Origin of the sequence: Cobetia sp. BMC6 (assembly GCF_029991385.1) — a bacterium.
Lineage (GTDB): Bacteria > Pseudomonadota > Gammaproteobacteria > Pseudomonadales > Halomonadaceae > Cobetia.
The window spans coordinates 22,117-48,239 of sequence record NZ_JAKUMF010000008.1 but is presented as its reverse complement, the minus strand read 5'-3'; the positions used below and the strand labels follow the sequence as shown (position 1 = coordinate 48,239).

17 protein-coding genes are annotated in these 26,123 nt (G+C 65.0%); 3 read left to right on the top strand and 14 right to left on the bottom strand.

Annotated elements, in window-relative coordinates; translation table 11 throughout:
• Positions 1 to 196 precede the first annotated feature (196 nt).
• Both MKZ40_RS13705 and MKZ40_RS13700 read right to left on the bottom strand, forming a co-directional pair.
• Positions 197 to 3,223, bottom strand: coding sequence for a molybdopterin-dependent oxidoreductase (locus tag MKZ40_RS13705; RefSeq protein WP_175090178.1), 3,027 nt, complete (start codon positions 3,221 to 3,223; stop codon positions 197 to 199).
• Positions 3,220 to 4,983 carry an NADH-ubiquinone oxidoreductase-F iron-sulfur binding region domain-containing protein gene (locus MKZ40_RS13700; protein WP_052384562.1) on the bottom strand — a complete coding sequence of 588 codons (1,764 nt, stop codon included), beginning with the start codon at positions 4,981 to 4,983 and terminating at the stop codon, positions 3,220 to 3,222. The genes MKZ40_RS13705 and MKZ40_RS13700 overlap by 4 nt, the downstream gene beginning before the upstream one ends.
• Before the next feature lie 420 nt (positions 4,984 to 5,403).
• Between MKZ40_RS13700 and MKZ40_RS13695 the strand changes: the two genes are divergently transcribed.
• Complete coding sequence (locus MKZ40_RS13695; RefSeq protein ID WP_043333742.1) at positions 5,404 to 6,993, top strand: BCCT family transporter; 1,590 nt, start codon at positions 5,404 to 5,406, stop codon at positions 6,991 to 6,993.
• 153 nt (positions 6,994 to 7,146) lie between these two features.
• Here MKZ40_RS13695 and MKZ40_RS13690 read toward each other — a convergent pair whose 3' ends face one another.
• Entirely contained in the window at positions 7,147 to 7,539 is a 393-nt protein-coding gene (locus tag MKZ40_RS13690) for a DUF4168 domain-containing protein (RefSeq protein ID WP_043333741.1), read from the bottom strand.
• A gap of 684 nt (positions 7,540 to 8,223) precedes the next feature.
• On the opposite strand from MKZ40_RS13690, the gene MKZ40_RS13685 reads away from it, so the two are divergent.
• Positions 8,224 to 8,856 (top strand): DUF4174 domain-containing protein, encoded by a 633-nt coding sequence (locus tag MKZ40_RS13685; RefSeq protein WP_167333696.1) that lies wholly within the window; start codon positions 8,224 to 8,226, stop codon positions 8,854 to 8,856.
• A 103-nt stretch (positions 8,857 to 8,959) separates the two neighbouring features.
• Here the strand turns inward: MKZ40_RS13685 and MKZ40_RS13680 are convergent, their stop codons facing one another.
• The 10 genes from MKZ40_RS13680 to MKZ40_RS13635 all read right to left on the bottom strand — a co-directional run bounded on the left by MKZ40_RS13680 (position 8,960) and on the right by MKZ40_RS13635 (position 22,943).
• Positions 8,960 to 9,847, bottom strand: coding sequence for a hypothetical protein (locus tag MKZ40_RS13680; protein ID WP_043333740.1), 888 nt, complete (start codon positions 9,845 to 9,847; stop codon positions 8,960 to 8,962).
• Positions 9,848 to 9,880: 33 nt separating this feature from the next.
• On the bottom strand, positions 9,881 to 11,335 hold the full coding sequence (locus MKZ40_RS13675; RefSeq protein ID WP_064503289.1) for an electron transfer flavoprotein subunit alpha/FixB family protein: 1,455 nt from the start codon (positions 11,333 to 11,335) through the stop codon (positions 9,881 to 9,883).
• Positions 11,332 to 13,542 carry a (Fe-S)-binding protein gene (locus MKZ40_RS13670; protein ID WP_175090177.1) on the bottom strand — a complete coding sequence of 737 codons (2,211 nt, stop codon included), beginning with the start codon at positions 13,540 to 13,542 and terminating at the stop codon, positions 11,332 to 11,334. Before MKZ40_RS13670 ends, MKZ40_RS13675 begins: the two co-directional genes overlap by 4 nt.
• Before the next feature lie 89 nt (positions 13,543 to 13,631).
• Positions 13,632 to 15,710, bottom strand: coding sequence for a dimethylglycine demethylation protein DgcA (gene dgcA, locus MKZ40_RS13665; protein WP_043333738.1), 2,079 nt, complete (start codon positions 15,708 to 15,710; stop codon positions 13,632 to 13,634).
• A 272-nt stretch (positions 15,711 to 15,982) separates the two neighbouring features.
• Entirely contained in the window at positions 15,983 to 16,519 is a 537-nt protein-coding gene (locus MKZ40_RS13660; RefSeq protein ID WP_043333737.1) for a DUF5943 domain-containing protein, read from the bottom strand.
• 99 nt (positions 16,520 to 16,618) lie between these two features.
• Complete coding sequence (locus MKZ40_RS13655) at positions 16,619 to 17,629, bottom strand: dipeptidase (RefSeq protein ID WP_107335565.1); 1,011 nt, start codon at positions 17,627 to 17,629, stop codon at positions 16,619 to 16,621.
• A gap of 248 nt (positions 17,630 to 17,877) precedes the next feature.
• Entirely contained in the window at positions 17,878 to 18,741 is an 864-nt protein-coding gene (gene mtgA, locus MKZ40_RS13650) for a monofunctional biosynthetic peptidoglycan transglycosylase (protein ID WP_254627141.1), read from the bottom strand.
• Between the two features lie 182 nt (positions 18,742 to 18,923).
• A complete protein-coding gene (locus MKZ40_RS13645; protein WP_175090208.1) occupies positions 18,924 to 20,105 on the bottom strand; it encodes a GlxA family transcriptional regulator in 1,182 nt (393 codons plus the stop codon).
• A 743-nt stretch (positions 20,106 to 20,848) separates the two neighbouring features.
• Positions 20,849 to 21,712 (bottom strand): S-formylglutathione hydrolase, encoded by an 864-nt coding sequence (fghA, locus tag MKZ40_RS13640; protein WP_175090176.1) that lies wholly within the window; start codon positions 21,710 to 21,712, stop codon positions 20,849 to 20,851.
• Between the two features lie 121 nt (positions 21,713 to 21,833).
• The gene (locus MKZ40_RS13635) at positions 21,834 to 22,943 is read right to left on the bottom strand and encodes an S-(hydroxymethyl)glutathione dehydrogenase/class III alcohol dehydrogenase (protein WP_175090175.1); all 1,110 of its coding nucleotides are present in this window, start codon (positions 22,941 to 22,943) and stop codon (positions 21,834 to 21,836) included.
• A 286-nt stretch (positions 22,944 to 23,229) separates the two neighbouring features.
• Between MKZ40_RS13635 and MKZ40_RS13630 the strand changes: the two genes are divergently transcribed.
• Entirely contained in the window at positions 23,230 to 24,123 is an 894-nt protein-coding gene (locus MKZ40_RS13630) for a LysR family transcriptional regulator (protein WP_175090174.1), read from the top strand.
• A gap of 97 nt (positions 24,124 to 24,220) precedes the next feature.
• On the opposite strand, the gene MKZ40_RS13625 is transcribed toward MKZ40_RS13630, so the two are convergent.
• On the bottom strand, positions 24,221 to 25,699 hold the full coding sequence (locus MKZ40_RS13625) for an NCS1 family nucleobase:cation symporter-1 (protein WP_254627147.1): 1,479 nt from the start codon (positions 25,697 to 25,699) through the stop codon (positions 24,221 to 24,223).
• Positions 25,700 to 26,123 lie beyond the last annotated feature (424 nt).

Here is a 26,123-nt window from a genome sequence, read left to right as displayed (position 1 = left end):
TAGCCTTTCTGAGGATAGCCGAAATGCACGACGGGCTGTCTCCGACATTCTGGTCAGACCGGGGCGCCCTCTGCGTGCCTGCCCACGCCACTGGCGTAGGCATTTGCGTCAGGCGCGTCTGGCTCGGTTGCGGTCTATTGCCTCGATCTATCCGCTCGGTCCAGCCCGCTTGCCATGTCCGCCTCACATGTCTGCTTCAGCTCTCCACACCCGCCGAGGCGGGTTCGGCTCTGGCCAGACGGCAGGCGGCGTACTTGAACTCGGGAATCTTGCCCACCGGATCGAGCGCCGGATTGGTCAACAGGTTGGCGGCGGCTTCGGCGTAGCAGAATGGCACGAAGACCATGCCGGCCGGCGTCAGCGGATCGGCGCGGGTAGCGAGGGTGATCTGGCCACGTCGCGTGGTGATCGAGAGCGGCTCGCCCGGCGTGATACTCAGGCGCTCCAGCTCCACCGGATTGAGCGTGGCCACGGCGGCCGGCTCGAGATTGTCGAGTACCGCCGCGCGGCGCGTCATCGAGCCGGTATGCCAGTGTTCGAGCTGACGGCCGGTGGTCAACACCGTCGGATAGTCGTCATCCAGCGTCTCATCCGGCGGCGTGGGCCAGGTCGGTACGAAGCGGGCACGGCCGCTGGCGCGCGGGAAGCCCTCGCCGAATACCACATCCTCGCCCTCGCCCCCCGGCGTCAGGCACGGATAGGTCACCGAGTTCTCCTCGGACAGCCGCGCCCAGTCGATGTTGTCGAGGGAATCCATGCCTTTTTGCATCTCGGCGTAGATCTCCTCCGGCCCGGCGTAATCCCAGTCAAGCCCCATGCGCCGCGCCAGCTGCTGGGTGATCCACCAGTCCGGCTTGGCCTCGCCCGGGGCGCGCAGTGCCGCCCGGCCACGCTGCACCTGCCGGTTGGTATTGGTGACGCTGCCGTCCTTCTCCGGCCAGGCGTACGAAGGCAGCACCACATCGGCGAACTGTGCCGTCTCGGTGACGAAGATGTCCTGCACCACCAGGTGCTCCAGATGCGCCAGCGCGCTGCGCGCATGCTCGAGATCCGGGTCCGACATCGCCGGATTCTCGCCGAGAATGTACATGCCGCGGATCTGATCGGCGTGGATGGCGTGCATGATCTCCACCACCGTCAGGCCCGGCGTCGCCGAGAGCGGGGTCTGCCACAGCGCTTCCAGCCGCTCGCGCGCCGCCGTGTCGCCCACCGGCTGATAGTCGGGGAACACCATCGGAATCATCCCGGCATCCGAGGCACCCTGGACATTGTTCTGACCGCGCAGCGGGTGCAGGCCGGTGCCTTCACGCCCGACATGACCACACACCAGCGCCAGCGCGATCAGGCAACGCGCGTTGTCGGTGCCGTGGGTGTGCTGCGAGATGCCCATGCCCCAGAAGATCATCGCGCGCCTGGCGGTCGCGTACTCGCGGGCCACGGCGCGAATCTCTTCTGCCGCCACGCCACACAGCGGCGACATCGCCTCCGGCGTCAGCGCCGCGACATGCTCCGCCAGCGCGGCGAAGTCCTCGGTGTGTGCCTCGATATAGGCCTGATTGGCCAGCCCCTCGCTGATGATGACGTTGAGCATGGCATTGAACAGCGCCACGTCCGCCCCCGGCGTGAACTGGATCGAGCGATGCGCCTGACGACGCAGCGCCAGCGCACGCGGGTCGATCACCACGATGCGTGTGCCACGCTTGGCGGCGCGCTTGAAGAAGGTCGCCGCCACCGGATGATTGACGCCCGGGTTGCAGCCGGTCAGCACGATCAGATCGGACTGCTCGGCCTGCATGAAGGAGGCGCTCACGCCGCCCGAGCCGACGCCTTCCATCAGCGCCGCCACCGAACTTGCATGACACAGACGCGTACAGTGATCGACATGGTTGGAGCCGAAGCCGGTGCGCACCAGCTTCTGGAACAGCCACGCCTCCTCGTTGGTGCACTTGGCGCTGCCGAAGCCCGCCAGGCTGTCGGGGCCATGCGCGCGCTTGAGGCGCATGAGCCCCTCGGCCGCGACCTCGAGGGCCTCGTCCCAGCTGGCCTCACGGAAGTGGGTCAGCGGGTGGGCGGGGTCAAAGTTCGCATCCAGCCCCTTGGCTACGCCGTCACGGCGGATCAGGGGGCGGATCAGACGCTCCGGATGGCGCGGATAATCGAAGCCGAAGCGCCCCTTCACGCACAGCCGGCCGTGGTTGGAGGGCCCGTCGCGGCCACTGACCGCGATGATGTTGTCCAGCCGCGTATCCGCGACGCGCTGTCGGCGCTTGTCAGTCTTGAGGGAGTCGCCGTCCGCCATGCCCTGCTGGGCATCCGCCAGGGTCGCGACCGGCTGGCCCTCGACACTCAACGCCTCGCCGCTGCCGCGACTGACCTGATACTCCAGCTGACAGCCCACGCCGCAGTACGGGCAGATGGAGGCGACGCGCTCATCGACGGCGGCGCTGTCGCCGAAGCCCTGCTCATCCACCTGGGCGGCAGGCATCAGGGCGCCGGTCGGGCAGGCCTGCACGCACTCGCCGCAGGCGACGCAGGTGCTGTCGCCCATCGGGTCCTCGAGATCGAACACGATGCGCGTATTGCTGCCGCGCCCCGCCAGCCCGATCACGTCATTGACCTGTACCTCGCGACAGGCGCGCACGCACAGGCCGCAGCTGATGCAGGCATCATGATTGACCGCCATCGCGGTATGGGAGTGATCGAGAGCGCTGGCCTGCGTCGGCAACCACTCCTCCACCGTATCCCCCAGCCACTCGCGGACCGTCTCGCGGGCGCCGCACAGGGTCTCGCGAGCGCGCCCGACATCCACCGCCAGCAGCTCGGCCATCGCCATGAAGTGGCTGCTGACATCGGGGTTGTGCGCCTCGGCGGGCATATCGGCGGCGAGCAGCTCCACCACCATCGCACGCGCCTCGCCGGCACGCCGTGAGCTGGCACTGCGCACCACCATGCCCGCCCGCGCCTCGCGGATACAGCTGGCGGCGAGAGTGCGCTCGCCATCGATCTCGACCATGCAGGCGCGACAGTTGCCATCGCCGCGATAATCCGGCGCTTCGCTGTAGCAGAGATGGGGAATCGTCTCACCGGCACGCTTGGCGATCTTCCATAGCGTCTCGCCGGGATAGGCCGTCACCTCCGCACCATCCAGCGTGATGGTGAAGCCATCCTCGCGCAGCGGCTGATCATCCGAGGATGAGTTGGCCAACCCTGTCAGCGCATTCATGCCTCACCTCCCGTGGCGTCAGCCGCATGGCTCGTGGCGATCAAGCGCACCCCGCTGCTGGCGAGGGTCTCCCGGAAGTCCTTGAGCAGGCCGAGCACCGGATTGGGCGCGGCCTGACCGAGCCCACAGATCGAGGCGTCCATCATCACCTGCGACAAGCGCGTCAGTAGCGTCTCATCCCACTCATCGCCGCTGAGCGCCGCCAGCATCTGACGCGTGCCGACACGACACGGCGTGCACTGGCCGCAGGACTCGTCCATGAAGAAGCTCATCAGATTGCGCGCCACCGCTGCCAGATCGTCCTTATCCGACAGCACCACCACCGCGGCCGAGCCGATGAAGCAGCCGTGGGCCTGCAGGGTGTCAAAATCCAGCGGCAGGTCCGCCTTGCTGGCCGGCAGAATGCCGCCGGAGGCGCCGCCGGGCAGATAGGCACGCAGACGATGGCCGTCGGCCATGCCGCCGCCATATTCCTCGACCAGCTCGCTGAGCGTGATGCCGGCCGGTGCCAGATACATGCCCGGGCGTCTGACGCGCCCGGAGAGCGAGAAGCTGCGCAGCCCCTGACGTCCCTGACGGCCGGCCGCGACGTAGTGGTCATGGCCTTCGCGATGGAGCCGCGCGATCCAATAGACCGTCTCGACGTTGTTGACCAGGGTCGGGCGACCGAACAAGCCACATTGCGCCACGAAGGGCGGCCGCTGACGCGGCTTGCCGGGCTTGCCTTCCAGCGACTCGATCAGTGCCGATTCCTCGCCACAGATATAGGCGCCGGCGCCACGCCGCAGCTGGATATAGCCCGGCGCGACGAGGCCTGCGGCTTCCAGCTCCGCGATGCACTCGCGCAGCACCTCATTCAGGGTCGGGTATTCGTCGCGCAGATAGAGGTAGAGCGCCTCGGCCTCGATGGCATGCGCACTGGCCAGCGCGCCCTCGAGGAAGGTGTGCGGCTCACGCTCCAGATAGCAGCGGTCCTTGAAGGTGCCGGGCTCGCCTTCATCGGCATTGATCACGCAATAGCGCGGCCTCGCCTCGGCACGCACGAAGCCCCACTTGCGAAACGTCGGGAAGCCCGCCCCGCCCAGGCCACGCAGACCGGCCTGCTCGATCATCTGCGCCAGGTCCTCGATGCTGACCTCACCGCCATCCAGCGCGGCGAGCAGCCCATAGCCACCACTGGCGCGATATTCCGCCAGCCGCGGATAGTCGAGACTCGCTGCCGGCGCGGCATGCACATGGCCTTCGGCAATCGCCGCCGTGACGCCTTGCACGCTGGCGTGGCCGAGATGGTAATGCCCGACCTCCGCCACCGGCGCACTGTCGCAGCGCCCCATGCAGGGCGCACGCAGCACGCGCACCTGTTCGGGGTCCAGCCCCGAGGCGAGACCGGCGCGCAAGGCCTCGGAGCCGGCCAGCTGGCAGGACAGCGAATCACAGACGCGCACGGTCAGCGCCGCGGGCGGCGTCTCGCCATCGCGAACCACGGTGAAGTGGGCATAGAAGGTGGCCGTCTCGTAGACCTCGGCCATCGGCAGGCGCATCCACTCGGCCAGCGCGCGCAGATGGGCCAGTGTCAGGTAGCCGACCTCATCATTGAGCACATGCAGATATTCGAGCAGAAGGTCACGCTGCGCCGGGGCATCGCCCAGCAGGCGCTGTACCTCGGCCCAGGCCTCGGCATCCAGCGGACGGCCGCGCAACTGGCTGCGCGAACGGCGGCGAGCGACAGGTGTCGGCTCGGTCAGGGTCTCAGGCGTCATGGCGGCACCACGGTGTTGTTATTGGGCAGGAGCAGGCAAGGACTGGCGTATCGCGCGAGGAGTGAAGTCTCGGGCGCGAAAGTGGTGCGCGGTCAGGGAGCACGCACCACTTTCCTTCACTGTAGATCGCAATCTACAAAGCGGGCACACCTGCGACAACCGCTCTGAGCGCTGAATCGCCCCCTATGTCAGTCACGCATATGCCGGCGTCGTATCCAGCTAACTCGCTCTCGCCCAGCCCTCACACAATCACGAGGGCCGGTGGCGACCTGCCCCGCAGTCAGACTCGCCACCGCGCTCCGGATTGCCATTCCACCCCCTTCCCACATCGCAGCCCCGGGAGACACCCACGACAACACCTCGCTTCACGCCAGCTGCCCTGCCCGGCTGGCGACACCAATAACAACATGAGGTCACCACATGTCATCGAATCCGTATGACACGGACTACGAGATCGGCCAGGACAATGTCCAGGTCATGGGTCTCGATGTTCACAACCCCGTCTTCGCGATCAGCGCCGTGCTGATCGTCAGCTTCATCCTGTTTGCCATCCTCTTCCCAGCGGGCGCGGAAAGTGCCCTGGGCGGCGCCAAGGCCTGGTCCATCGCACATGGCGACTGGCTGTTCATGCTGGCCGGCAACCTCTTCGTGCTGTTCTGCCTGCTGCTGATCGTGCACCCGGTGGGCAAGCTGCGCCTGGGCGGTCAGAAGGCGAAGCCCGAGTTCTCGACACGCTCCTGGTTCGCGATGCTGTTCGCCGCTGGCATGGGCATCGGGTTGATGTTCTGGAGCGTCGCCGAACCGGTGGCCTACTACACCGACTGGTACGGCACGCCACTGAACGCACCCGCCGGGACGCCGGAAGGAGCACGCGCCGCGCTGGGCGCCACCATGTATCACTGGGGCCTGCATCCCTGGGCCATCTACGCCGTGGTCGGGCTGTCGCTGGCCTTCTTCACCTACAACAAGGGCCTGCCGCTGACCATCCGCTCGGCGTTCTACCCGATACTCGGTGAGCGCACCTGGGGCTGGATGGGGCATATCGTCGATATCCTCGCCGTGCTGGCGACCATCTTCGGTCTGGCGACTTCGCTGGGGCTGGGCTCCGCTCAGGCAGCATCGGGGCTGGACTACCTGTTCGGCGTCGGCGATGGCCTGCCGACCCAGATCGCGATCATCATCCTGGTGACGCTGGTGGCCATCTACTCGGTCAGTCGTGGCCTGGATGGCGGCGTGAAGCTGCTTTCCAACATCAACATGATCATCGCCGCTGTCCTGATCATCTTCATCCTCATCTTCGGGCCGACACTCGCCATTCTCATGGGCCTGGGCACCACCACCCTCAGCTATGTGGAATATCTACTGCCGCTGTCCAACTGGATCGGCCGCCCCGATGAAAGCTGGTTCCACGGCTGGACCGTCTTCTACTGGGCGTGGTGGATTTCCTGGTCACCGTTCGTCGGCATGTTCATCGCACGTGTCTCGCGCGGCCGCACCGTACGCGAATTCGTCACCGCCGTGCTGCTGGTACCGACACTCGTCACCATCGTGTGGATGTCAGTCTTCGGCGGTACCGCACTGGAACAGGCCATCAATGGCGTCGGCGCGCTGGCCAATGGCATCGATTCCGTGTCGCTGGCCATGTTCCAGATGCTCGACAACCTGCCGCTGTCCGGTGTGGCGTCCTTCATCGCCATCCTGTTGGTACTGGTGTTCTTCGTGACCTCCTCGGATTCCGGTTCGCTGGTGATCGATTCGATCACCGCCGGCGGCAAGGTGGATGCACCGATCAGCCAGCGCATGTTCTGGGCAGCGATGGAAGGCCTGATCGCCGGTGCCCTGCTCTATGGCGGCGGAAGCGCTGCGCTGGGCTCGCTGCAGGCGGGCGCCATCGCCACGGGGCTGCCGTTCACGCTGGTACTGCTGGTGATGTGCTATTCGCTGTTCCGTGGCCTGATGCAGGAAAAGAAGGCACAGGACATGCTCATTCGTCCGGTCGCCGGCGCCTGACATGCGGCGCTGACCATAGCTTTACTGACCAAAGCTTTACTGACCAAGGCGGTACTGACTGACAGGCCGCAAGACATGGGCACAAAAAAACGCCGCCCCCGGCAACCGGGGGCGGCGTTTTCATTGGATGACCCGAACGTCATCCAGGCGAGATCAGGAGTTTTCCTGAGCCAGCTTCTGCACCTTCTTCATCAGGTCCGGGTCGTTCTGGACCGCTTGACCGATGGAGTTGAAGGTAGCGACTTCCAGACCGGAGTCTTCGACAGCGCTGACCATCTCGTCGTTGGCTTCCTGACGCACGCTCTGCTTGGCAGTCTCGTCGTCGGCTTTCTGCAGCTTGCCGGCGAATTCCTGAGAGATGCGTGCGATGTCCTGAGAGGCCGCAGCGAACTGTTCCAGCTGAGCGTCAGTGAAATCGCCAGCCTGAGCCTGTGCCGCCTGGGCAGTAGACTGACCCTGGGCCGGTGCGTCAGCAGCGAACGCCGGTGCCGACATCATGCCCGCGGAAATCAGGGCAGCCGTCATGTATGCAGTCATCCGTTTCATTGCAGCCTCCAGCAGTGATCAATAAGTGTTTGCCCTAACTCAGACGGGCCTGACGACAGGATGTTCATTTTTTCATGCAACTCTTTGAAAACATTCTGTATCGCCAGAGTTACATGAGTCGCAGATCAGCAACGTAAAAACCGCGGGGCCGCGCATGGCGGGCGTCATGACGGCTGGACGCGCATACAGCTTGCGCCACGATTGTGAAAATATCTGCAGCAAGCCGCGTGAGGTCTGCCCGCCACGCACTCGCCCCGCCCTCGATACAGACATGCCTCTGCGCTCGCTACGCGCTCTAGCAAGGCATGCCACCTGCTGCCGCCGCTATCGGTATGTCGCCACTGGCCTTTTCACAGGCTGAATGAGGGTGGCATGTCATGAAGTACCACATAAATCGCGCGCCAACGGGCAGCAAACTCTCGGCGACTGTCTTAGTCTTGAAGGAGAGGCTGTCATCCCGGGTGTGCCATTCTCCTGTGCAACCTGCTTCTGCAGCCCAGGCTGGCTAGCCCAGCTCATAACATTCGTTGCCGGAGGACTGCCATGTCCACGCACATACCGTCCACGCAGAGACTGTCCAAGCAGAGACTGTCCAAGCAGAGACTGTCCAAGCAGGTACTGTCCACACAGATACCGCCCGCACTGCCTCGACTGCTCTCGCATCACAGGCTGATGCCGGGCCTGATGAGCCTCTTGTTGGCCCTGCTGCCGGCCCTGCTGTTGAGCTCGCCGGTGCATGCCATCAGCCTGCTGGATTCGGATGCCGACCTGAACGCGCCCGCCGAGACATCCACTGGCGCGCCGCCGCCCCCGACCTCGCCGGACACCGCGGAGACCACCATGACCGCCGCCAATGTCGACCCCGCCGCCAACCCGCTGCTGGGCGAGACCTGGAACCGACGCTCGCTGGTGCTGATCGCGCCGGATGAGCAGGACCGGGACCTCGAGCGTCAGCGCGAGGAACTGCGCGCCACGCGTGGCGAGATGCAGCAACGCGACATGACGCTCTATACGCTGATGGGCACGCGCGGCATCCACGATGGCGTGCCGATGAGCTTCGAGGAGGTGCGTGCCCTGCGTGATGCCATGCAACTGCGCGAGGGCGCGCCCTTCACCGTCATCCTGATGGGCAAGGACGGCGGCAAGAAGATGCAGCAGGAAGGCTTCGTCTCCCCCGACCAGATCTATCAGGTGATCGACAACATGCCGATGCGCCAGCGCGAAGCCAGTCAGGCAGCGCGCAAGCCCCCCCAGGGCACCGACGAGCACACCTCGCCCGACCCCTTGAACGATGAGGACTGGCAGTGGGAGGAGTGACCTTTCTGTAAGGAGCGACCTTCTGTGAGGAGCTACTTTCTGTGTTGCATGAAAAAGCCCCTGTCAGCTCGGCTGACAGGGGCTTTTTACCGTCTGCGCGGCTTCAGCGCAGTACGCCTTCCTCACGCAGCAGCTTGAGGATTTCCGCCGCGCCCTCCTCGGCGCTTACGCCTTCCAGCCGCTTGCCACCACCCCCTTCGGCCTTGGCGGCCGCGGCCTTGAAGCGGTCCCGCGCGCTGGTCGCCTTGATGCGCTTCAAGCGCTTGGGACGCTTGCGAGCCGGGGCCACGCCGAAGGTCTCGGCCTGTGCATCATGCACCAGCTCGCCGCTGGCCAGTGTGGACAGCTCACCGCGCCGCGCCTGTGCAAAGGCCGACTGACGCGCCGCCGGCGCCGCGGAATCGACGCTGACAAGTGCCGGCAGCTTCACGCGCAACCGTCGCCGCTGGCCACGCGGCAGCGCCTGCAAGGCGGTGAGATGCGCGCCATCGCAGCTCTCGATCGCGACGATACCCTCCACCAGCGGCCAGCCAAGACTCTCCGCCAGCAGATGCGGCAGCAGGCCACTGCCCTCACCGGTCTCGCCCTGGCCGCCACACACCACCAGCTGCGGTGCCGCCTGCTTGAGGCGCGTGACCAGCAGCGGCCAGACATCAACGACCGGTTGATCAACAGCCTTGAGCGGGTCAGCGCCAGGAGCATTCGGCGTCACCAGCGTCAACGACTCCAGCCCCATGCCCAGATAGCCGCGTAGCGCCTGATCCTGCTCGCTGCCGAGCGCGATCTCGCTGCCACTGGCATGCCAGGCGCTGAGGCTTACGGCACCGGGTGCCGACTGACGCTCCAGCGCCAGACACAGCTCCAGGGCGCGGGCGTCCTGCTCGGCGCGCCGCAGACGCCCCGAAACCGGGTGCTGCCCCAACGACACCAGACTCACGACCTCAAGCGGCGCCGAGGCCTGCTGCGCAACGGACGAACGATCTGCCTTCATGTCCTTCTCCTTTCCCCTGTCACAGGCGCGAGTTCAGGCCGCGTCGGCGGCAAGCGTGGCGGATGACGCACTGGATGATGTCGAGGGCGCGGCAGGTGCCTGACCCGCCGCCGAGGCATCACTGACGGCACTGCGTTCGGCCTCGAGCTGCTGACAGAGGCTGGCGAGAATCGCCCCGGCGTCACCGATCACCGAAAGATCGGCACGCTTGACCATGTCACAGCCGCCATCGGTGTTGATGGCCACCACCTTGTCGCAGCGCTGGATGCCCTGCAGATGCTGGATGGCCCCCGAGATACCCACCGCGACATAGACCCGCGCCGTCACCCAGGTACCGGTGGCGCCGACCTGGCGGGCACGCGGCATGAAGCCGTCATCCACCGCCACCCGCGAGGCGCCTTCGGTGGCGCCCAGCAGGCTGGCGGCGCGGTGGAAGCCATCCCAATCGCGGATGCCGTTGCCCGCCGAGAGAATGAATTCGGCCTCGCCCAGCGCGATCGCGGAGGGATCGACGGCCACCGGGCCAAGGTCTTCGATCACGTCTGGCACGGCGCGCGCGGTGCTGGCCGCCTCCCACTCGAGCGGCAGCGCGGCGTGGCGCACATCTTCCACCGGCTCGGCGCATTCCGCCTCGCACAGCACGATACGGGTCAGCGGGCGGGTCAGGTCCTGCTGACCATTGCCGCTGCGCCCGGTGACGCTCACCTCGACAAGCTCGCCACGCCCGATGGCGGCAAGCTCGCCGTCAAGCTGATAGGCATTGCCGCTGGGCCGCGCCAGCGCATCGCCCCGGCACAGCAGGCGCGCACCGAGACGTCGGCCGCGTTCGCCGCCGCCGGTACGGGATTCCGGCAGCAACCACAGCCGTGGTGCCAGCTTGCCATCGATGGCCTCAAGCTCCGCCAGCTGAGCCAGCGGCGCGTAGCCATCGTGGAGAGTATCGGCAAAGTGCAGCCAGCGATCGGCACCCGCCGCGCCGAGTCCGACACTGTCGGCGGCGTCACCATCCTCACGCAGCGTGCCGAAGGTGATGGCCAGCACCGCGCCCTGATGGGCGGGGTCGGCATCGGCGATCTGACGCGCCAGCCCCAGTACATCGCGGTCGTGACTCGACAATCGCCCACCGGTCATGTCCGGCACCACCGCGATCAGGAAGGCGGGTGATGCGATCTCGACCAGCGGCAGTACGCGCGCCTTGGCCACGACTGCGGGCTGGCCAGCACCCGCCGCGGCAGGCCCGGAGCGGCCACTGCGGTCGATGCGCTTGCGACCATTGGCGGCGATGAAGTGGCCGACGTGCGGATCGCGACGCGTCACGCCCTTCGGGCCCATCCAGCGTTCCTGAGGGGCTGCCGCGCCGCGGCCCAGCGCCTGCAGCGCGATGAGATGCTGCGGGTGCAGGCGATTGCGTGCCTGCTGCTCCAGACGCGGGTCACGGCGTGGCAGTGACTCGCGCTCGGTTGCTTGTGGATCGACGGGAATCGTCATGCCGCCACCTCCGCGTCAGTGGGCTGCGTGGTCGACGTCGCCAAGCCTTGCGTGGACGCTTCCAGTACCAGCGCCCGCGCCATCAGTTCCGCCAGATCCAGCACCTGGGGTTCGGCTTCACCGGCCGGAGCCACCACGCCTTCCAGCATCGCGGTGCACTGCGGGCAGCCGACCGCCACGACCTCGGCGCCGGTCTCGCGCACATCGCCCATGCGCATGTCGGGGATACGCTGCTTGCCGGGGATGTCCGTCACCGGCGCTCCACCACCGCCGCCACAGCAGCGTGAGCGGAAACCGGAGCGCTGCATCTCGCGCACTTCCAGCCCCAGCGCCGCCAGCAAGCTACGTGGCGCCTCGAATTCACCGTTGTAGCGACCCAGATAGCAGGGGTCGTGCCAAGTGACCGCGCCGAGCGTCGCCAGTCTGGTGGCATCAAGGCTCAGGCGACCGGCCGCCAGCAGCTCGTTCATGTAGCTGGTGTGGTGGTTGACGAGGTAGTCGCCACCGAAGGCGGCATATTCGCGCCCCAGCACATGGAAACTGTGCGGATCGCAGGTGATGATGCGCGCGAAGCGATACTTCGACAGGGTGGCGATATTGCGGGTGGCCAGCGACTGGAAGGTCGCCTCATCCCCCAGGCGGCGCGCCACGTCGCCACTGTCACGTTCTTCCGCACCGAGGATGGCGAAATCCACCCTGGCGGCGCGCAGCACCTGCACGAAGGCGCGCAGCGTGCGCTGATTGCGCATGTCGAAGGCGCCATCGCCCAGCCACAGCAGCGCTTCCACCGGACGCGGATCACGCGCTGCCTCGCGGGCGGCCTGCAGCTCGGCGATGCGCGGCAGGTCGAGGTCCGCCGCCCAATGCAGACGCGCTTCGAGCGCGAAGCCGCCCGGATTGTCGGTGGCGATCAGGTTGTCGAGCACCTCGACACCCTTGCCCGGTGTCGCGCCCTGCTCCAGCGTCATGTGACGGCGCATGTCGACGATGGCATCGACGTGCTCGATCATCATCGGGCACTCCTCGACGCAGGCACGACAGGTGGTGCAGGCCCACAGGGTTTCCGGCTCGACCAGTACCTTGAATTCGTGGATCAGCTTGTCGCCATCTGTCGCCTCACCCGCAGCACCCGGTGCCGCCTTCATCTGGATCGGCCCAGAGGCAACGGTCTGGCTATCAGAGTCAACGGCCTGAGCTGCCGGGCGAGCATGCGGAGAGGCCCCGACGATGGTCTGCTGCGGGCCGCCGCCATGCTGGCCGGGCGCGCGCCTGGGCTCATCGCCCGGATAGGGCGAACCGGCGTAGGCGGCATCGCTGCCACCGGCCATGCCCACCACCATGTCCTGAATCAGTTTCTTGGGATTGAGCGGCTGACCGGCCGCGAACGCCGGGCACACCGCTTCACAGCGCCCGCATTGCACGCAGGCATCGAAGCCCAGCAGCTGACGCCAGTTGAAGTCGGACGGCTTGCCGACGCCCAGCGGTGCCTCGGGGTTGGTCAGGTCCAGCGGCAGCAGTGCGCTGTCGCGGATGCCGGCACTGTCACGGGTGCTGAAACGTGCCGGACGCCGATGGAAGGCCAGATGCAGCGCGCCGGCGAAGGCATGTTTCGTCGGCCCGGTGATGCGCGAGCCGCCGCCGGTCATGCCGACGATCATCTCCAGCAGCCCCCAGCCGATGCCCGCTACCAGCACCAGCCCGAGGATGCCGCCGGAGATCATGCCGCCGACGCCTTCCGGCAGCACCAGTGACAGACTCATCACGAACAGGCTGGCGGAGAACACCAGCAGGCTCTTGGGCAGACGCATCCACGGACCACGCGACAGGCGTGCCGGCGGGTCGAGGCGACGACGACGCACGAACAGCGCGCCACCGAACATCGCGCCACTGGCCAGCAGCAGCAAGACGCCCAGCCAGGCGGAGTCGATGCCGAAGCCGTAGACCACCACCATCAGCAGCGCCGCGGCCACGAAGCCACCCCCGGTGGCGACGTGGGTGTTGGCCATGTAGCGGTCCCGCGCGACCACGTGGTGCAGGTCCACCCCGTAGCGGCGCGGCACCTTGGCAAGGCTCGCGATCAGCTCTCCCATGCTCATGGACGTGGCGTCCGCCCGCCCCTGGCGCCACAGGCCGATGCGCTTGACCGCACCGAGGGCAGCCAGCGCCAGCGCGGTGAAGATCAATACCGACAAGATCGTGTCATTCATGCTGCTCACCCTCTTTCTTCAAGCCCGCTGTCGACCGGACGACTGCCGAGCCGGCGGCATAGGAGCAGCCGGCTCGGCAGATCACGTCATCAGAAGTCCTTGCACAGACGCAGGGCGTCATAGATGGCGGCGTGGGTGTTGCGCGGTGCGTTGCAGTCACCGAGGCGGAACAGCAGGTAATCATTGCCCTCGGTGGCCTGGCTCAGGCACGGCTGCGGCTTGATGGCGTAGAGCGACTCGACGTCGATCTGGCCCTTGTTGAGCGAGCCGTCCTTGAAGGCGTAGTAGAGCGCCTCATCCGGGCGTACGCCGTTCTCGACCACGATCTGATCGACGACGCGCTCTTCCAGCGTGCCGGTGTATTCGTTCTCGAGCACCGCTACCAGGCCCTCGCCTTCGCGGTAGACCTCATGCAGCACCATGTCGGAGGTCATCACGACTTCCTTGGCATACAGGCTGCGATAGTAGGTCGGGAAGGTGGTGCCACCGACCGCCGCACCCGGCTTGATGTCGTCGGTGACGATCTCGACCCTGGCGCCCTTGTCGGCCAGATAGTCGGCCACCGAGACCCCGGAGAACTCGCAGATGCTGTCGTAGATCAGCACGTTGCTGCCCGGCGCGACGCGCCCGTCCAGCACGTCCCATGAAGAGACGATCAGGCTCTTGGCCGGGTCTTCGTCGTAGCCCCAGGACGCGAACTGATCCATGAACGGGCGACCGCCCACCGCAAGGATCACCACATCGCCACGCAGATCACGGATGGTGGCCTCATCGGCCCGCGTGCCCAGGCGCAGGTCGACCTTCAGGCGTGCCAGTTCCAGCTGATACCAGCGCGTGATACCGGCGATCTGATCACGCTGCGGCGCCTTGGCGGCGATGGTGATCTGGCCGCCCAGCTCGTCACGGGCCTCGAACAGCGTCACGTCGTGGCCACGTTCGGCGCATACGCGGGCCGCCTCCATGCCGGCCGGACCGCCGCCGACGATGACGACCTTGCGCACCGGGCCGCTGGTCTTCTCGATCTGGTGCGGCAGGCCCATGTATTCACGTGAGGTGGCGGCATTCTGGATGCACAGCACGTCGAGGCCCTGATACTGGCGGTCGATGCAGTAGTTGGCGCCGACGCACTGCTTGATCTGGTCGAGCTGGCCCATCTTGATCTTGGCAATGATGTGCGGGTCGGCGATGTGGGCGCGGGTCATGCCGACCATGTCGACATAGCCGCCTTCCAGAATGCGCTCGGCCTGGTTGGGGTCCTTGATGTTCTGGGCGTGGATCACCGGAATCGAGACGACTTCCTTGATGCCGGAGGCCAGGTGCAGGAAGGGTTCCGGCGGGTAGGACATGTTGGGAATGACGTTGGCGAGGCTGTTGTGGGTATCACAGCCGGAGCCGATCACGCCGAAGAAGTCGAGCAGACCGGTGGCGTCGTAATAGGCCGCGATCTGCTTCATGTCGTCGTGGGACAGGCCATCGGGATGGAATTCATCGCCACAGATGCGCATGCCGACCACGAAGTCGTCGCCGACCTCGGCACGCACCGCCTTGAGCACTTCGAGACCGAACTTCATGCGGCCCTCGAAGCTGCCGCCCCACTCATCGGTGCGCTTGTTGACGCGCGGGCTCCAGAACTGGTCGATCAGGTGCTGGTGCACGGCGGACAGCTCGACGCCGTCCAGGCCGCCTTCCTTGGCACGCCGCGCCGCCTGGGCGAAATCGGCGATGATGCGCTGGATCTCCTCCACCTCGATGGTCTTGCAGGTGGAGCGGTGTACCGGCTCGCGGATGCCGGACGGTGACATCAGCGAGGTCCAGTCGAAGCCGTCCCAGCGCGAGCGACGGCCCATGTGGGTAATCTGGATCATGATCTTGCCGCCATGCTTGTGCACGGCATCGGCCAGATTCTGGAAATGCGGAATGATGCGGTCGGTCGACAGATTGACGGAGCTCCACCAGCCCTGCGGGCTGTCGATGGAGACCACCGAGGAGCCACCACAGATGCACAGGCCACACCCGCCCTTGGCCTTCTCTTCGTAGTAGCGCACGTAGCGCTCGGTGGTCATGCCGCCATCGGTGGCATACACCTCGGCGTGGGCGGTACTGACGACGCGGTTGCGGATGGTCAGCTTGCCGATCTCGATCGGCTGGAAGAGTGCGTCGAATGCCATGGTGAGAGCTCCTCGCCGGGGAGAGCGCCGCCTCGTCACGCTGGCCTGGCCTGCCCGCCGCCACGAGTCGTTGCTGGTGGCGGCGGGGTCGGCGTCAGGCGTCTTGCATGTCAGGAAAGGCGGCGCTCAGGCGTTGCGTTGTCGTTGTTGTGGGTGGTGAGTGTCGTGACAGAGAGATGCTCGGGCAGCCGGCTTGTGCTGTTGCCTTTTGCCTGGGCCGGGCCTGGGCCTTGACCCGAGCCATGGAATAGAGAGTGGCGGATCCGAAAACGTCACACTGTTCCGGGAGCGACCTCGAAATACCCCACGTCACAGCCTTCCTCACCGCCGCTCTGGGTCTGGACGGCGACGGTGCGCAGCTCGCTGCCACGCGCGGCCAGAATCTGGTCCATCGCGCCGGCGAACCAGCCGGTGAACATGTACTCGAGTTTGGTGCCGGTCTTGCCCTGCTGATAGACGAAGCAGGAGTGTTCCAGGCGCACCTTGCAGGTACCGCGCTCCAGATCGATCTCCTCGGTGATGAACAGACCCCAGCCGCGCTGCGACAGGCGCTTCATGTAGTGCTCGAAGACTTCCACGCCGACCAGGCCATGCAGCTCGGCTTCCTTCTCGCACCAGTGCCAGGCGCTCTTGTAGCCGGCGTGATAGAGAATCTCGGCGTATTTCTCCACGCCCAGCGCCTCTTCCACCGCGACATGGTTGTTGATGAAGAAGTGGCGCGGCACGTACAGCATCGGCAGCGCATCGGACGTCCAGACGCCAGTCTCGCTATCCACTTCGATCGGCAGTTCAGGGGCCATCTTGCTCATGTCGGTGTCCTCCAAAGGGGGCTTGAGGGAATTGCAAAAGAGAGATCAGGAAAGAGAGATCAAGCAAGAGCGATCAATAAAGGGCACAGGCAGCCAGACTCAGCCGCCCCAGACATTTTCCAGCGTGCGCAGCCAGTTCTCGCCCATGATCTTGCGTACCTGATGCTCGCTCATGCCGCGACGCAGCAGCGCCTCGGTCAGATTGGGGAACTCGCCGATGGTGCGGATGCCTTCCGGATTGACGATCTTGCCGAAGTTGGTGAGACGACGGGCGTAGCCCTTGTCGTGGGTCAACCACTCGAAGAAGTCCTGGCCGTGACCCTGGGTGAAGTCGGTGCCGATGCCGATGGCATCCTCGCCGACCAGGTTCATCACGTATTCGATGGCCTCGACGTAGTCGTCGACGGTGGCGTTGACGCCGGCCTTGAGGAAGGGAGTGAACATGGTGACGCCGACGAAGCCGCCGTGTTCGGCGATGAAGCGCAGCTCGGCATCGGACTTGTTGCGCGGGTGGTCCTTGAGACCGGCCGGCGCGCAGTGGGAATAGCAGACAGGTACCCTGGACTCGAGGATGACTTCCTCGGAGGTCTTCGAGCCAACGTGGGAGAGATCACACATCACGCCGACACGGTTCATCTCGGCGACCATCTCGCGGCCGAAGCCGGACAGACCGCCGTCGCGCTCGTAGCAGCCGGTGCCGACCAGATTCTGGGTGTTGTAGCACATCTGCACGATGCCCACGCCGAGCTGCTTGAAGACATCGACATAGCCGATCTGGTCTTCATAGGCGTTGGCATTCTGGAAGCCGTAGATGATGCCGGTCTTGCCGGCGGCCTTGGCGGCGCGGATGTCGGCGGCCGTGCGCGCCACGCAGACCAGATCGCTGCTCTCGGCGATCAGCTGGTTGCTCTTGACGATGTTGTTGACGGTCGCCTGGAAGCCTTCCCAGACCGAGACAGTGCAGTTGGCAGCGGTCAGACCGCCCTTGCGCATGTCCTCGAACAGCTCGCGCTGCCACTTGGCGATCACCAGACCATCGATGACGATGCTGTCATCGTGCAGGGCGCGGGCCGCATCGGACCCACCGAAGGAGGAGGAGAATTCAGACATCATGTCGCTCCGGCGCTGGGCAGGCGGCTCTGGAAGTCAGGTCACTGCCCGTACCCGGCGGACAGGGCCTGCCGGAACACGATCTCCAGCAGGCTGTGCCAGCATAGTCCTGCCCTCTTTCCCCTCTGACGCCAGATGCGACCCGTGGCTATCGAATCGCGTCAGGGCTGTCGTTTCTGAAACGACGACGCCCCGACTCGAGAGAGCCGGGGCGTCGTGGGACAGCCGATGGTGAAGCGTCAGGCCGGTCAATGCGCGGGGGACAGCTCCTTGAGCGAAGGCAGCAGGTCCCAGCTCAGCCAGCCACGCGGCTGTTCCAGACGCTTCAAGTAGCCCATGCCGAGATTGTTCATCTGACGGCGCGTCCAGCTGGCACGGCGCTGGATATAGGCCGAGGGCTTGCCGGCATTGAAGCGGATCGGGTTGGGCAATACCGCCGCCAGCAGACTGGCCTGGTAGGCGGAAAGGCTGGCGGCATCGGTATTGAAGTGATGCTCGGCCGCGGCCTCGACGCCGAAGACCCCCGGCCCCCATTCGGCGACATTCAGGTAGACCTCGAGAATGCGCTCCTTGGGCCAGATCATCTCGATCAGGATGGTGAACCAGACCTCCAGCCCCTTGCGCACCCAGCTGCGCCCGTTCCACAGGAAGACATTCTTGGCGGTCTGCTGGCTGATGGTACTGGCGCCACGCAGACGCTCACCGGCCAGCCGTGCATCGATGGCCTTGACGATCTGATCGACATCGAAGCCGTAGTGATCGGGGAATTTCTGGTCTTCCGAGGCGATCACCGCCAGACGGGCATTGTTGGAAATCTGCTCCATCGGCACCCAGTCATGCTGCAGTGCCATCGGCTCGCCGGTGACCAGGCCATAGCCCCACTTCTCGAGCATCACCATCGACACCGGCAGCGGCACGAAGCGCAGCAATACCACCAGGCCGATGCAGGCCACCATCCAGCAGGCGACGACCTTGAATGCCCACACCGCCAGCCAGCGCAGGCGCTCCATCGGGCGCATGCCGGCACTCGGCGTCGGACGGCGTGTCGCCCCGCGCCGAGCACCCGCCACACGCTCCGTGCCTTCCTGCCTGCGTTGCTGTCCTCGTGCCATCCCTTGCCGTCCCCTGTCGTGCGTGTCGTGGCTCGCCGCCGAGCCATTGTCGTGTCAGCCACTGCTTCCTGGTGTCATCGAGTGTACCAGAGCGTGCCGGTGGCTCCTGTGAAAACGACAACGCCCCTGCCGGAGCGGCAGAGGCGTTGGACGTTGCGGGAGGCTGGTGTCAGTCGGCGGCGTCAGCCCTGCAGACGCACGCTGGCGTAGGTCGGCTCACCGCGCGCATTGGCCAGTGCCAGAATCGCCGAGGAGACGGGGGACTCGCTGGCCGGTTGCAGGGGCGCATTGCCGACCATGCTCTGGCCGATCGACTGGTGCAGCAGCCCTTCCAGACTGGCGACACCGGTCAGCTGGTGATCGCCATCGGCGCGACACGGCACCTCCAGCACGCTGACACTGCGCTCGCCACCGATGCGCTCGTCACGCGGCGGCATGCCGAAGTACTCGCGGTAGCACTTGGAGAAGTGCGGCGTGGACACGAAGCCGCAGGCCGAGGCCACCTCGATGATCGACAGCGCCGTCTGCTTGAGCAGCTGACGCGCGCGGGTCAGGCGCAGCTTGAGGTAGTAGCGCGACGGCGAGCAGTGCAGATACCGCTGGAACAGCCGCTCCAGCTGACGGCGCGAGACATCGACATAGTGCGCCAGCTCGTCCAGGCCGATGGGCTCTTCCAGATTGGCCTCCATCAGCGCGACGATTTCCAGAAGCTTGGGCTGGGTGGTGCCCAGCACATGCTTGAGCGGCACGCGCTGCTGGTCCTGCTCGCCACGCACGCGATCGCAGATGAACATCTCGGAGATGCCCGCCGCCAGTTCGCGGCCATGCTCGCGACCGATCATGGTCAGCATCATGTCCATCGGCGCGGTACCGCCGGAGGCCGTGGCGCGGTCCTGATCGATGGAGAACAGTCGTGTGGTCAACGGCACGCGCGGGAAGGCTTCCTGCATCGCGGCCAGACACTCCCAATGGATGCTGGTCTCATGGCCTTCGAGCAGCCCCGCCTGGGCCAGCGCCCAGCTGCCGGTACAGACGGCGCCCAGCTTGCGGCCGGCACGTGCCTGCGCCTGCAGCCAGCTGACATGCGGGCGATGCACGGAGCGCTGGATGCCGACGCCACCGCACACGATGACGATATCCAGCGGCGGGCAGGCCTCGGTGGAGGTATCGGGCGTGACCTGCAGGCCATCGCTGGCACGCACGGGGTCGCCTTCCAGCGTCACGGTATACCAGCGGTACAGCTCGCGTCCGGCCAGCTGATTGGCCATGCGCAGCGGTTCCACCGCCGAGGCCAGCGAGATGAGCGTGAAGCTGTCGAGCAGCAGGAAGCCGATGGTCTGCGGCTGGCGCGTCTCGCCGGCCATTCCTGCAGCGGATGAGTGAGCTTCGTACGGGCGGGCGAAACGGCCACTGGTCAATGCCATGAGGGGAGTCCTTCTCTATATCTGCTTGAGTGGCAGACCGGGGCCTCGTGATGCCCTCTCCCGTGGCCTGATGAGGCCGGCGGGGGTCCGCAGTATTATCGTTATTGGGTCTCAGCAGGGAGCAAACCCTGAGGGGTCAGCTCCAGCAGCGACGACATCGGCGATCGGCCCCATCAGGGGGAGGTCAATAAGCGACCTCTGCAATTCCGATAGCGTCAGGGATGTCGTGATTCACTGCCTGGACGTCGTGCGTTGTCCACCTCTCGACAGTAAACCATCGCGCCTGCCTGGCGCAGTGACTTTATCGCCGCTGCGCAGCAAATCATCGTTGCCGTACGGCACAGAATAACGCCTGAGTTGGCTACCACTGACGCAGCATAAGCAAACGCCACCAGAACGGGCTTTCATGCCTTGGAGTTCTGAAAAACGCCGCTTCTCATGACGAAAAAACGACAGTCCCGCTATCCATCAATCGGTAGCGGGACTGTCGTTTCTGTCTTTCACGCAGTGTCTCTGCTCGGCGAGCGATCAGCTGCGATTGGCACTCTCACACCTCAACGCCTGAGGCTCACCTCAAAGCAGGTACTTCGCGTGCCTTTTCATTTCTACCGGCGACCACACTCACACCTCAAAGGAGGTGTTTCGCGTGTCTATTCATCTCTACCAGCTACCACACTCACACCTCAAAGGAGGTGTTTCGCGTGGTAGGCAAGATGCTCATCGATGAAGCTGGCCATGAAGAAGTAGCTGTGGTCGTAGCCCGGCTGACGACGCAGGACCAGCGGGTGATCCAGCTCGGCGCAGACCGCCTCCAGGCGCTCCGGCTTGAGCTGCTCCTCGAGGAACTGATCACTCTCGCCCTGCTCGACGAACAGCTCCTGACGCGCGGCGCCGCTCTTGCTCGCCTGCTTGACCAGCTCGCAGGTGTCCCACTGCGCCCACTGGGCGCGGTCATCGCCGAGATAGCCGCTGAAGGCTTTCTCGCCCCACGGGCAGGCCATAGGATTGACGATCGGCGCGAAGGCCGAGACCGAACGATAGCGGCCCGGATTCTTCAGCGCGCAGATCAGCGCGCCGTGGCCGCCCATGGAGTGACCGGAGATCGACTCACGCTCGCCATCCACCGGGAAGTGACGCTTGACGAGCGCCGGCAGCTCCTCGGTGACGTAGTCATACATGCGGTAATGACGCGCCCACGGCTCGCGGGTGGCATTGACGTAGAAGCCTGCGCCACTGCCGAAGTCGTAGCTGTCGTCTTCGCCGTCCAGATTGACGCCGCGCGGACTGGTGTCCGGGCAGATCAGGGCGATGCCCAGCTCCGCCGCCTTCTTCTGCGCGCCGGCCTTCTGCATGAAGTTCTCGTCGGTGCAGGTCAGCCCCGACAGACACCACAGCATCGGCACCGGGCCCTGTTCGGCCTGGGGCGGCAGATAGATGGCGAACACCATGTCGCAATCCAGGCTGCCGCTGCGGTGACGGTAACGCTTGAGCCAGCCGCCATGCACCTTGTTGGCGCTGACCAGCTCGAGTTGTTCGGTCGCGGTCATCATGCTCTCCCTTGTGATATCGCCCATGAAAACGGCGTCGGCAAGCCGACGCCGTTTCGCGTTCCAGACCTCACCGGGCAACAGGTGCTTCCGTGTTGCCCGGCGGCAGTTCAGCCCCGGATCAGAAGCTCAGCACGGTACGGATCGACTTGCCTTCGTGCAGCAGATCGAAGGATTCGTTGATCTTCTCGAACGGCATCTGGTGAGTGATGAAGTCGTCCAGATTGATCGCGCCGTCCATATAACGGTCGACGTAGCCCGGCAGTTCGGTACGGCCCTTGACGCCACCGAAGGCGGAGCCTTTCCAGACGCGCCCGGTCACCAGCTGGAACGGACGGGTGGAGATCTCTTCACCGGCACCGGCGACGCCGATGATGATGGATTCGCCCCAGCCCTTGTGCGCGCATTCGAGCGCCGCACGCATGACATTGACGTTGCCGATGCACTCGAAGGAGTAGTCGACGCCGCCGTCGGTCATGTCGACGATGGCTTCCTGGACCGGCACGGACAGCTTGCTCGGGTTGACGAAGTCGGTGGCGCCGAACTTGCGGGCCAGGTCGAACTTGTCTTCATTGATGTCGATGGCGATGATGCGCGACGCCTTGGCCATCACCGCGCCCTGGATGGCGGCCAGACCGATGGCACCGAGGCCGAAGATGGCGACGGTAGAGCCCGGCTCGACCTTGGCGGTGTTCATCACCGCGCCGATACCGGTGGTGACGCCACAGCCCAGCAGGCAGATCTTGTCCAGCGGCGCTTCCTTGGACACCTTGGCCAGCGAGACTTCCGGCACCACGGTGTATTCGGAGAAGGTAGAGGTGCCCATGTAGTGGTGCAGCATCTTGCCATCGAGGGAGAAGCGCGAGGTGCCGTCCGGCATCAGGCCGCGACCCTGGGTGGCACGCACGGCGCTGCACAGGTTGGTCTTGCCGGAGAGGCAGAACTTGCACTTGCCGCATTCCGCGGTATAGAGCGGAATGACGTGGTCGCCCGGCACCAGGCCAGTCACGCCCTCGCCCACTTCCTCGACGATACCGGCGCCTTCGTGGCCCAGTACGGACGGGAACAGGCCTTCCGGGTCTGCGCCGGACAGGGTGAACGCATCGGTGTGACAGACGGCGGTATTGACGATGCGTACCAGCACCTCACCGGCCTTCGGCCCTTCGACATCGATCTCGACCAGTTCCAGCGGCTTGCCGGCTTCCAGCGCAATCGCAGCACGTGATTTCATGAATCTCTCCTAGTGAGCATCAATAGCGGTAAACTGGCTGCCAATCTCATGCCCCCTGGTGTGGTGACGATCACCACGGAGGCCACCCTGAAAGGTAGCAGCACCTGACAGGTTGCATGGATGAGTCGCCCGAGGGACTCCCCACGCGACAGGCACTGGGCTCGTCCTTGCGGTTCATCCTTGCGGGCTTGGCATGGAACACAGTCTACGCAGTCATGCGGGTGGGATTAAGCCGTCGGCACTCAGATGATTATTGCCACTCAACAACAATGAAAGAGGAGCCAGCATGCAGCGCTGGGACCGTATCGAAGCCTTCGTGGAAGTCGTCAGAATCGGCTCATTTTCCGGTGCCGCCCGTCATCTCGGGGTGTCCAGCTCACATGTCAGTCGTCTGATCAGCCAGCTGGAAGCCCAGCTCGATACCCAGTTGCTCTACCGCACCACCCGTCAGACGCGTCTCACCGATGCCGGACAGGTGTATTTCGAGCACTGCCATCACCTCTTCGATGGCTTCCGCGCCGCCGAACAGGCCATCGGTGACTTTCATGCCCGCCCCAGCGGCGTGCTCAAGCTGACCAGCGCCACCACCTTCGGCGAGCGCTACGTCGCGCCGCTGGTCAACGACTTCCAGCTGCTGCACCCGCAACTGGAAGTGCAGATGCACTTCACCAACCGTCCGGTGGAACTGATCGACGAGGGCTTCGACGTCGCCATCCGCATGGGCGTGCTCAAGGACTCCTCGCTGATCGCAAGGCGGCTGGTGGACCGCCGCGAATTCGTCGTCGCCTCGCATGACTACTTCCAGCAGGCGCCGCGCCCGCACACGCTGGCCGAGCTCTCCAGCCACCGCTGTCTGGCCGGCTCCAAGCGCGAGTGGCTGTTCGAGGTCGAGGGCCAGCGTCGTGAGGTGCGCATCACCGGCAGCTGGCAGGCCAACTCCGGTCCGGCGCTATTGGACGCCACGCTCAAGGGCCTTGGCCTTGCCCAGATTCCCGACTATTACGTCGCGCCCCACCTGGCCAGCGGCAAGCTGATCTCGGTGCTCGATGAGTACCAGGTGCGCGATACCGGGGTGTGGATCGTCTATCCCCGCCATCGTCACCTCTCGCCCAAGGTGCGCCAGTTCGTCGACTTCATGGTCGAGCGCTTCGAGCACGGCATTCCCGGACTCGCGGGCTGACACCCCCGACAGACGATAGACGATAGACGACAAACGATAGACGGGCTGCCGATGGGCAGCCCGTCTGTCGTTGTACTCACCGTGTTCACCAGCGGCGTCAGGCGCGTTGCGCTCCGCTGCCCGGCACCGCCTCCGGCAGGTGCACCGGCGGCGCCTTGACCAGCAGCTTGCTGGAAACGAAGTAGACCAGTGCGCCCAGCAGCGAGCCGGTGAACCAGCCGTAGTCGTAGAACCAGGACAGTCCGGGCTGCGAGAAGCTGATCACCGTCAGTCCCACCGGCACGAAGAAGGCGATGAAGCCCGCCGGATTGAAGGCCGGATAGGTGCTGCCATCCAGATAGAGTGCCGGCAGATCAAAGGACTGACGACGGATCACGAAGTAGTCGACGATCATGATCCCCGCGATCGGCCCCAGCAGGCTCGAATAGCCCAGCAGCCAGTTGGAATAGAGGCTCTCGAGACTCACGTCCGAGACGATCCAGCCCATCTTCTTGATCAGCTCGAAGCCCATCAGCAGCACCCCGACCAGCCCGGTCAGCAGCACGCCGCGCGTCTGGTTGATCAATTTCGGCGCGATGTTCTGGAAGTCATTGGTCGGCGAGACGATGTTGGCCGCGGTATTGGTGGAGAGCGTCGCGATGATGATCAGCACCATGGCGATGGCGACCCAGCCGGGGCTGTCGATACGACCGATCAGGTTGACCGGGTCGGAGATGGTCTCGCCCACCAGCGAGCTGGACGCCGCGGTCAGCACCACGCCGAGCGCCGCGAAGAAGAACATCGTCAGCGGCAGGCCGATGATCTGACCGACGATCTGGTCCTTCTGGCTCTTCGCGTAACGGCTGAAGTCAGGAATGTTCAGCGACAGCGTCGCCCAGAAGCCGACCATCGCGGTCAGGCCCGCCATGAAGTAGCTGGCCACGCCATCGCCTTCGGGACGATTCGGCGGCTGGGCCAGCAGCTCGCTGATCGAGGTATGCGGCAGCGCCCACACCATCAGGCCGACACCCACCGCCAGCAGCAAGGGCGCGGAGAGCGTCTCCAGCCACTTGATGGATTCCGCGCCGCGAATCACCACGAACAGGTTTAGCGCCCAGAACACGAAGAAGCCGATGACCTCGCCTACCCCACCCAGCGCCTTCCAGTCGGCCGAGAGGCTCGACAGCAGCAGGTGGATCGCCAGCCCGCCGAACATCGTCTGGATACCGAACCAGCCACAGGCGACCACCGCGCGAATCATGCATGGCACGTTGGAGCCGATGATGCCGAAGGAGGAGCGCAGTACCACCGGGAAGGGAATCCCGAAGCGCGTGCCGGGGAAGGCGTTGAGGGTCAGCGGAATCAGTACCACCAGGTTGGCGACCAGAATCGTGAACAGCGCCTCGCCGACGCTCAGACCGAAGTAGGCGGTCAGGACGCCACCCAGGGTGTAGGTCGGCACGCAGATCGACATGCCGACCCACAGTGCGGCGATGTTCCAGCGCGACCAGGTGCGCTCGGCACTCTTGGTCGGCGCGATATCCTCGTTGTAACGCGGGCTGCGGGCGACATCCTGTGCCACCACCAGCTCGATCATTTCCTCATTGCTGCGCACCATGTGCGAGCGCGTCTGTGTCGGGGCCATGAGTCCTCACCTGTTCAGCTGTTGTTATTGTTGAGGGTGATGCACTGCGCTTGCCTTGTGTCACTTGTCGTTTCCTGTCTTCCTCACCTTCTCCGTCGCTTTCCTGACTCCTCTTCGCTCCTCCCCGTTCGGCACACTTCATCAGGCTCACTTCATTCGGCATTGCATGCAGAAAATTCCGATGCAGAAGATTCTGCGGCAGACGAATCTGCGGCAGACGAATCTGCGGCAGACGAATCTATGGCAGGCCGTGTAGAAGAAACACCTTGCGCAGTTCACGTGTAAAACCCTGTGGCAAATCGCATGCCGCCGGCCGGATTATTGCCGACAAATCAAACCTGTCTTGCAAGACAACTTGAGATGCAATGGCGTGTAT

Coding starts and splice junctions, on each gene's coding strand:
- MKZ40_RS13660 (WP_043333737.1), bottom strand. CDS start 16,519: ATGAGCAAGATGGCCCCTGAACTGCCGATCGAAGTGGATAGCGAGACT.
- MKZ40_RS13690 (WP_043333741.1), bottom strand. CDS start 7,539: ATGAAACGGATGACTGCATACATGACGGCTGCCCTGATTTCCGCGGGC.
- MKZ40_RS13635 (WP_175090175.1), bottom strand. CDS start 22,943: ATGAAATCACGTGCTGCGATTGCGCTGGAAGCCGGCAAGCCGCTGGAA.
- MKZ40_RS13685 (WP_167333696.1), top strand. CDS start 8,224: ATGAGCCTCTTGTTGGCCCTGCTGCCGGCCCTGCTGTTGAGCTCGCCG.
- MKZ40_RS13630 (WP_175090174.1), top strand. CDS start 23,230: ATGCAGCGCTGGGACCGTATCGAAGCCTTCGTGGAAGTCGTCAGAATC.
- MKZ40_RS13695 (WP_043333742.1), top strand. CDS start 5,404: ATGTCATCGAATCCGTATGACACGGACTACGAGATCGGCCAGGACAAT.
- MKZ40_RS13675 (WP_064503289.1), bottom strand. CDS start 11,335: ATGACGATTCCCGTCGATCCACAAGCAACCGAGCGCGAGTCACTGCCA.
- MKZ40_RS13700 (WP_052384562.1), bottom strand. CDS start 4,983: ATGACGCCTGAGACCCTGACCGAGCCGACACCTGTCGCTCGCCGCCGT.
- dgcA (WP_043333738.1), bottom strand. CDS start 15,710: ATGGCATTCGACGCACTCTTCCAGCCGATCGAGATCGGCAAGCTGACC.
- MKZ40_RS13645 (WP_175090208.1), bottom strand. CDS start 20,105: ATGGCCGGCGAGACGCGCCAGCCGCAGACCATCGGCTTCCTGCTGCTC.
- MKZ40_RS13670 (WP_175090177.1), bottom strand. CDS start 13,542: ATGAATGACACGATCTTGTCGGTATTGATCTTCACCGCGCTGGCGCTG.
- MKZ40_RS13680 (WP_043333740.1), bottom strand. CDS start 9,847: ATGAAGGCAGATCGTTCGTCCGTTGCGCAGCAGGCCTCGGCGCCGCTT.
- MKZ40_RS13625 (WP_254627147.1), bottom strand. CDS start 25,699: ATGATCGAGCTGGTGGTGGCACAGGATGTCGCCCGCAGCCCGCGTTAC.
- fghA (WP_175090176.1), bottom strand. CDS start 21,712: ATGACCGCGACCGAACAACTCGAGCTGGTCAGCGCCAACAAGGTGCAT.
- MKZ40_RS13655 (WP_107335565.1), bottom strand. CDS start 17,629: ATGTCTGAATTCTCCTCCTCCTTCGGTGGGTCCGATGCGGCCCGCGCC.
- mtgA (WP_254627141.1), bottom strand. CDS start 18,741: ATGGCACGAGGACAGCAACGCAGGCAGGAAGGCACGGAGCGTGTGGCG.
- MKZ40_RS13705 (WP_175090178.1), bottom strand. CDS start 3,223: ATGAATGCGCTGACAGGGTTGGCCAACTCATCCTCGGATGATCAGCCG.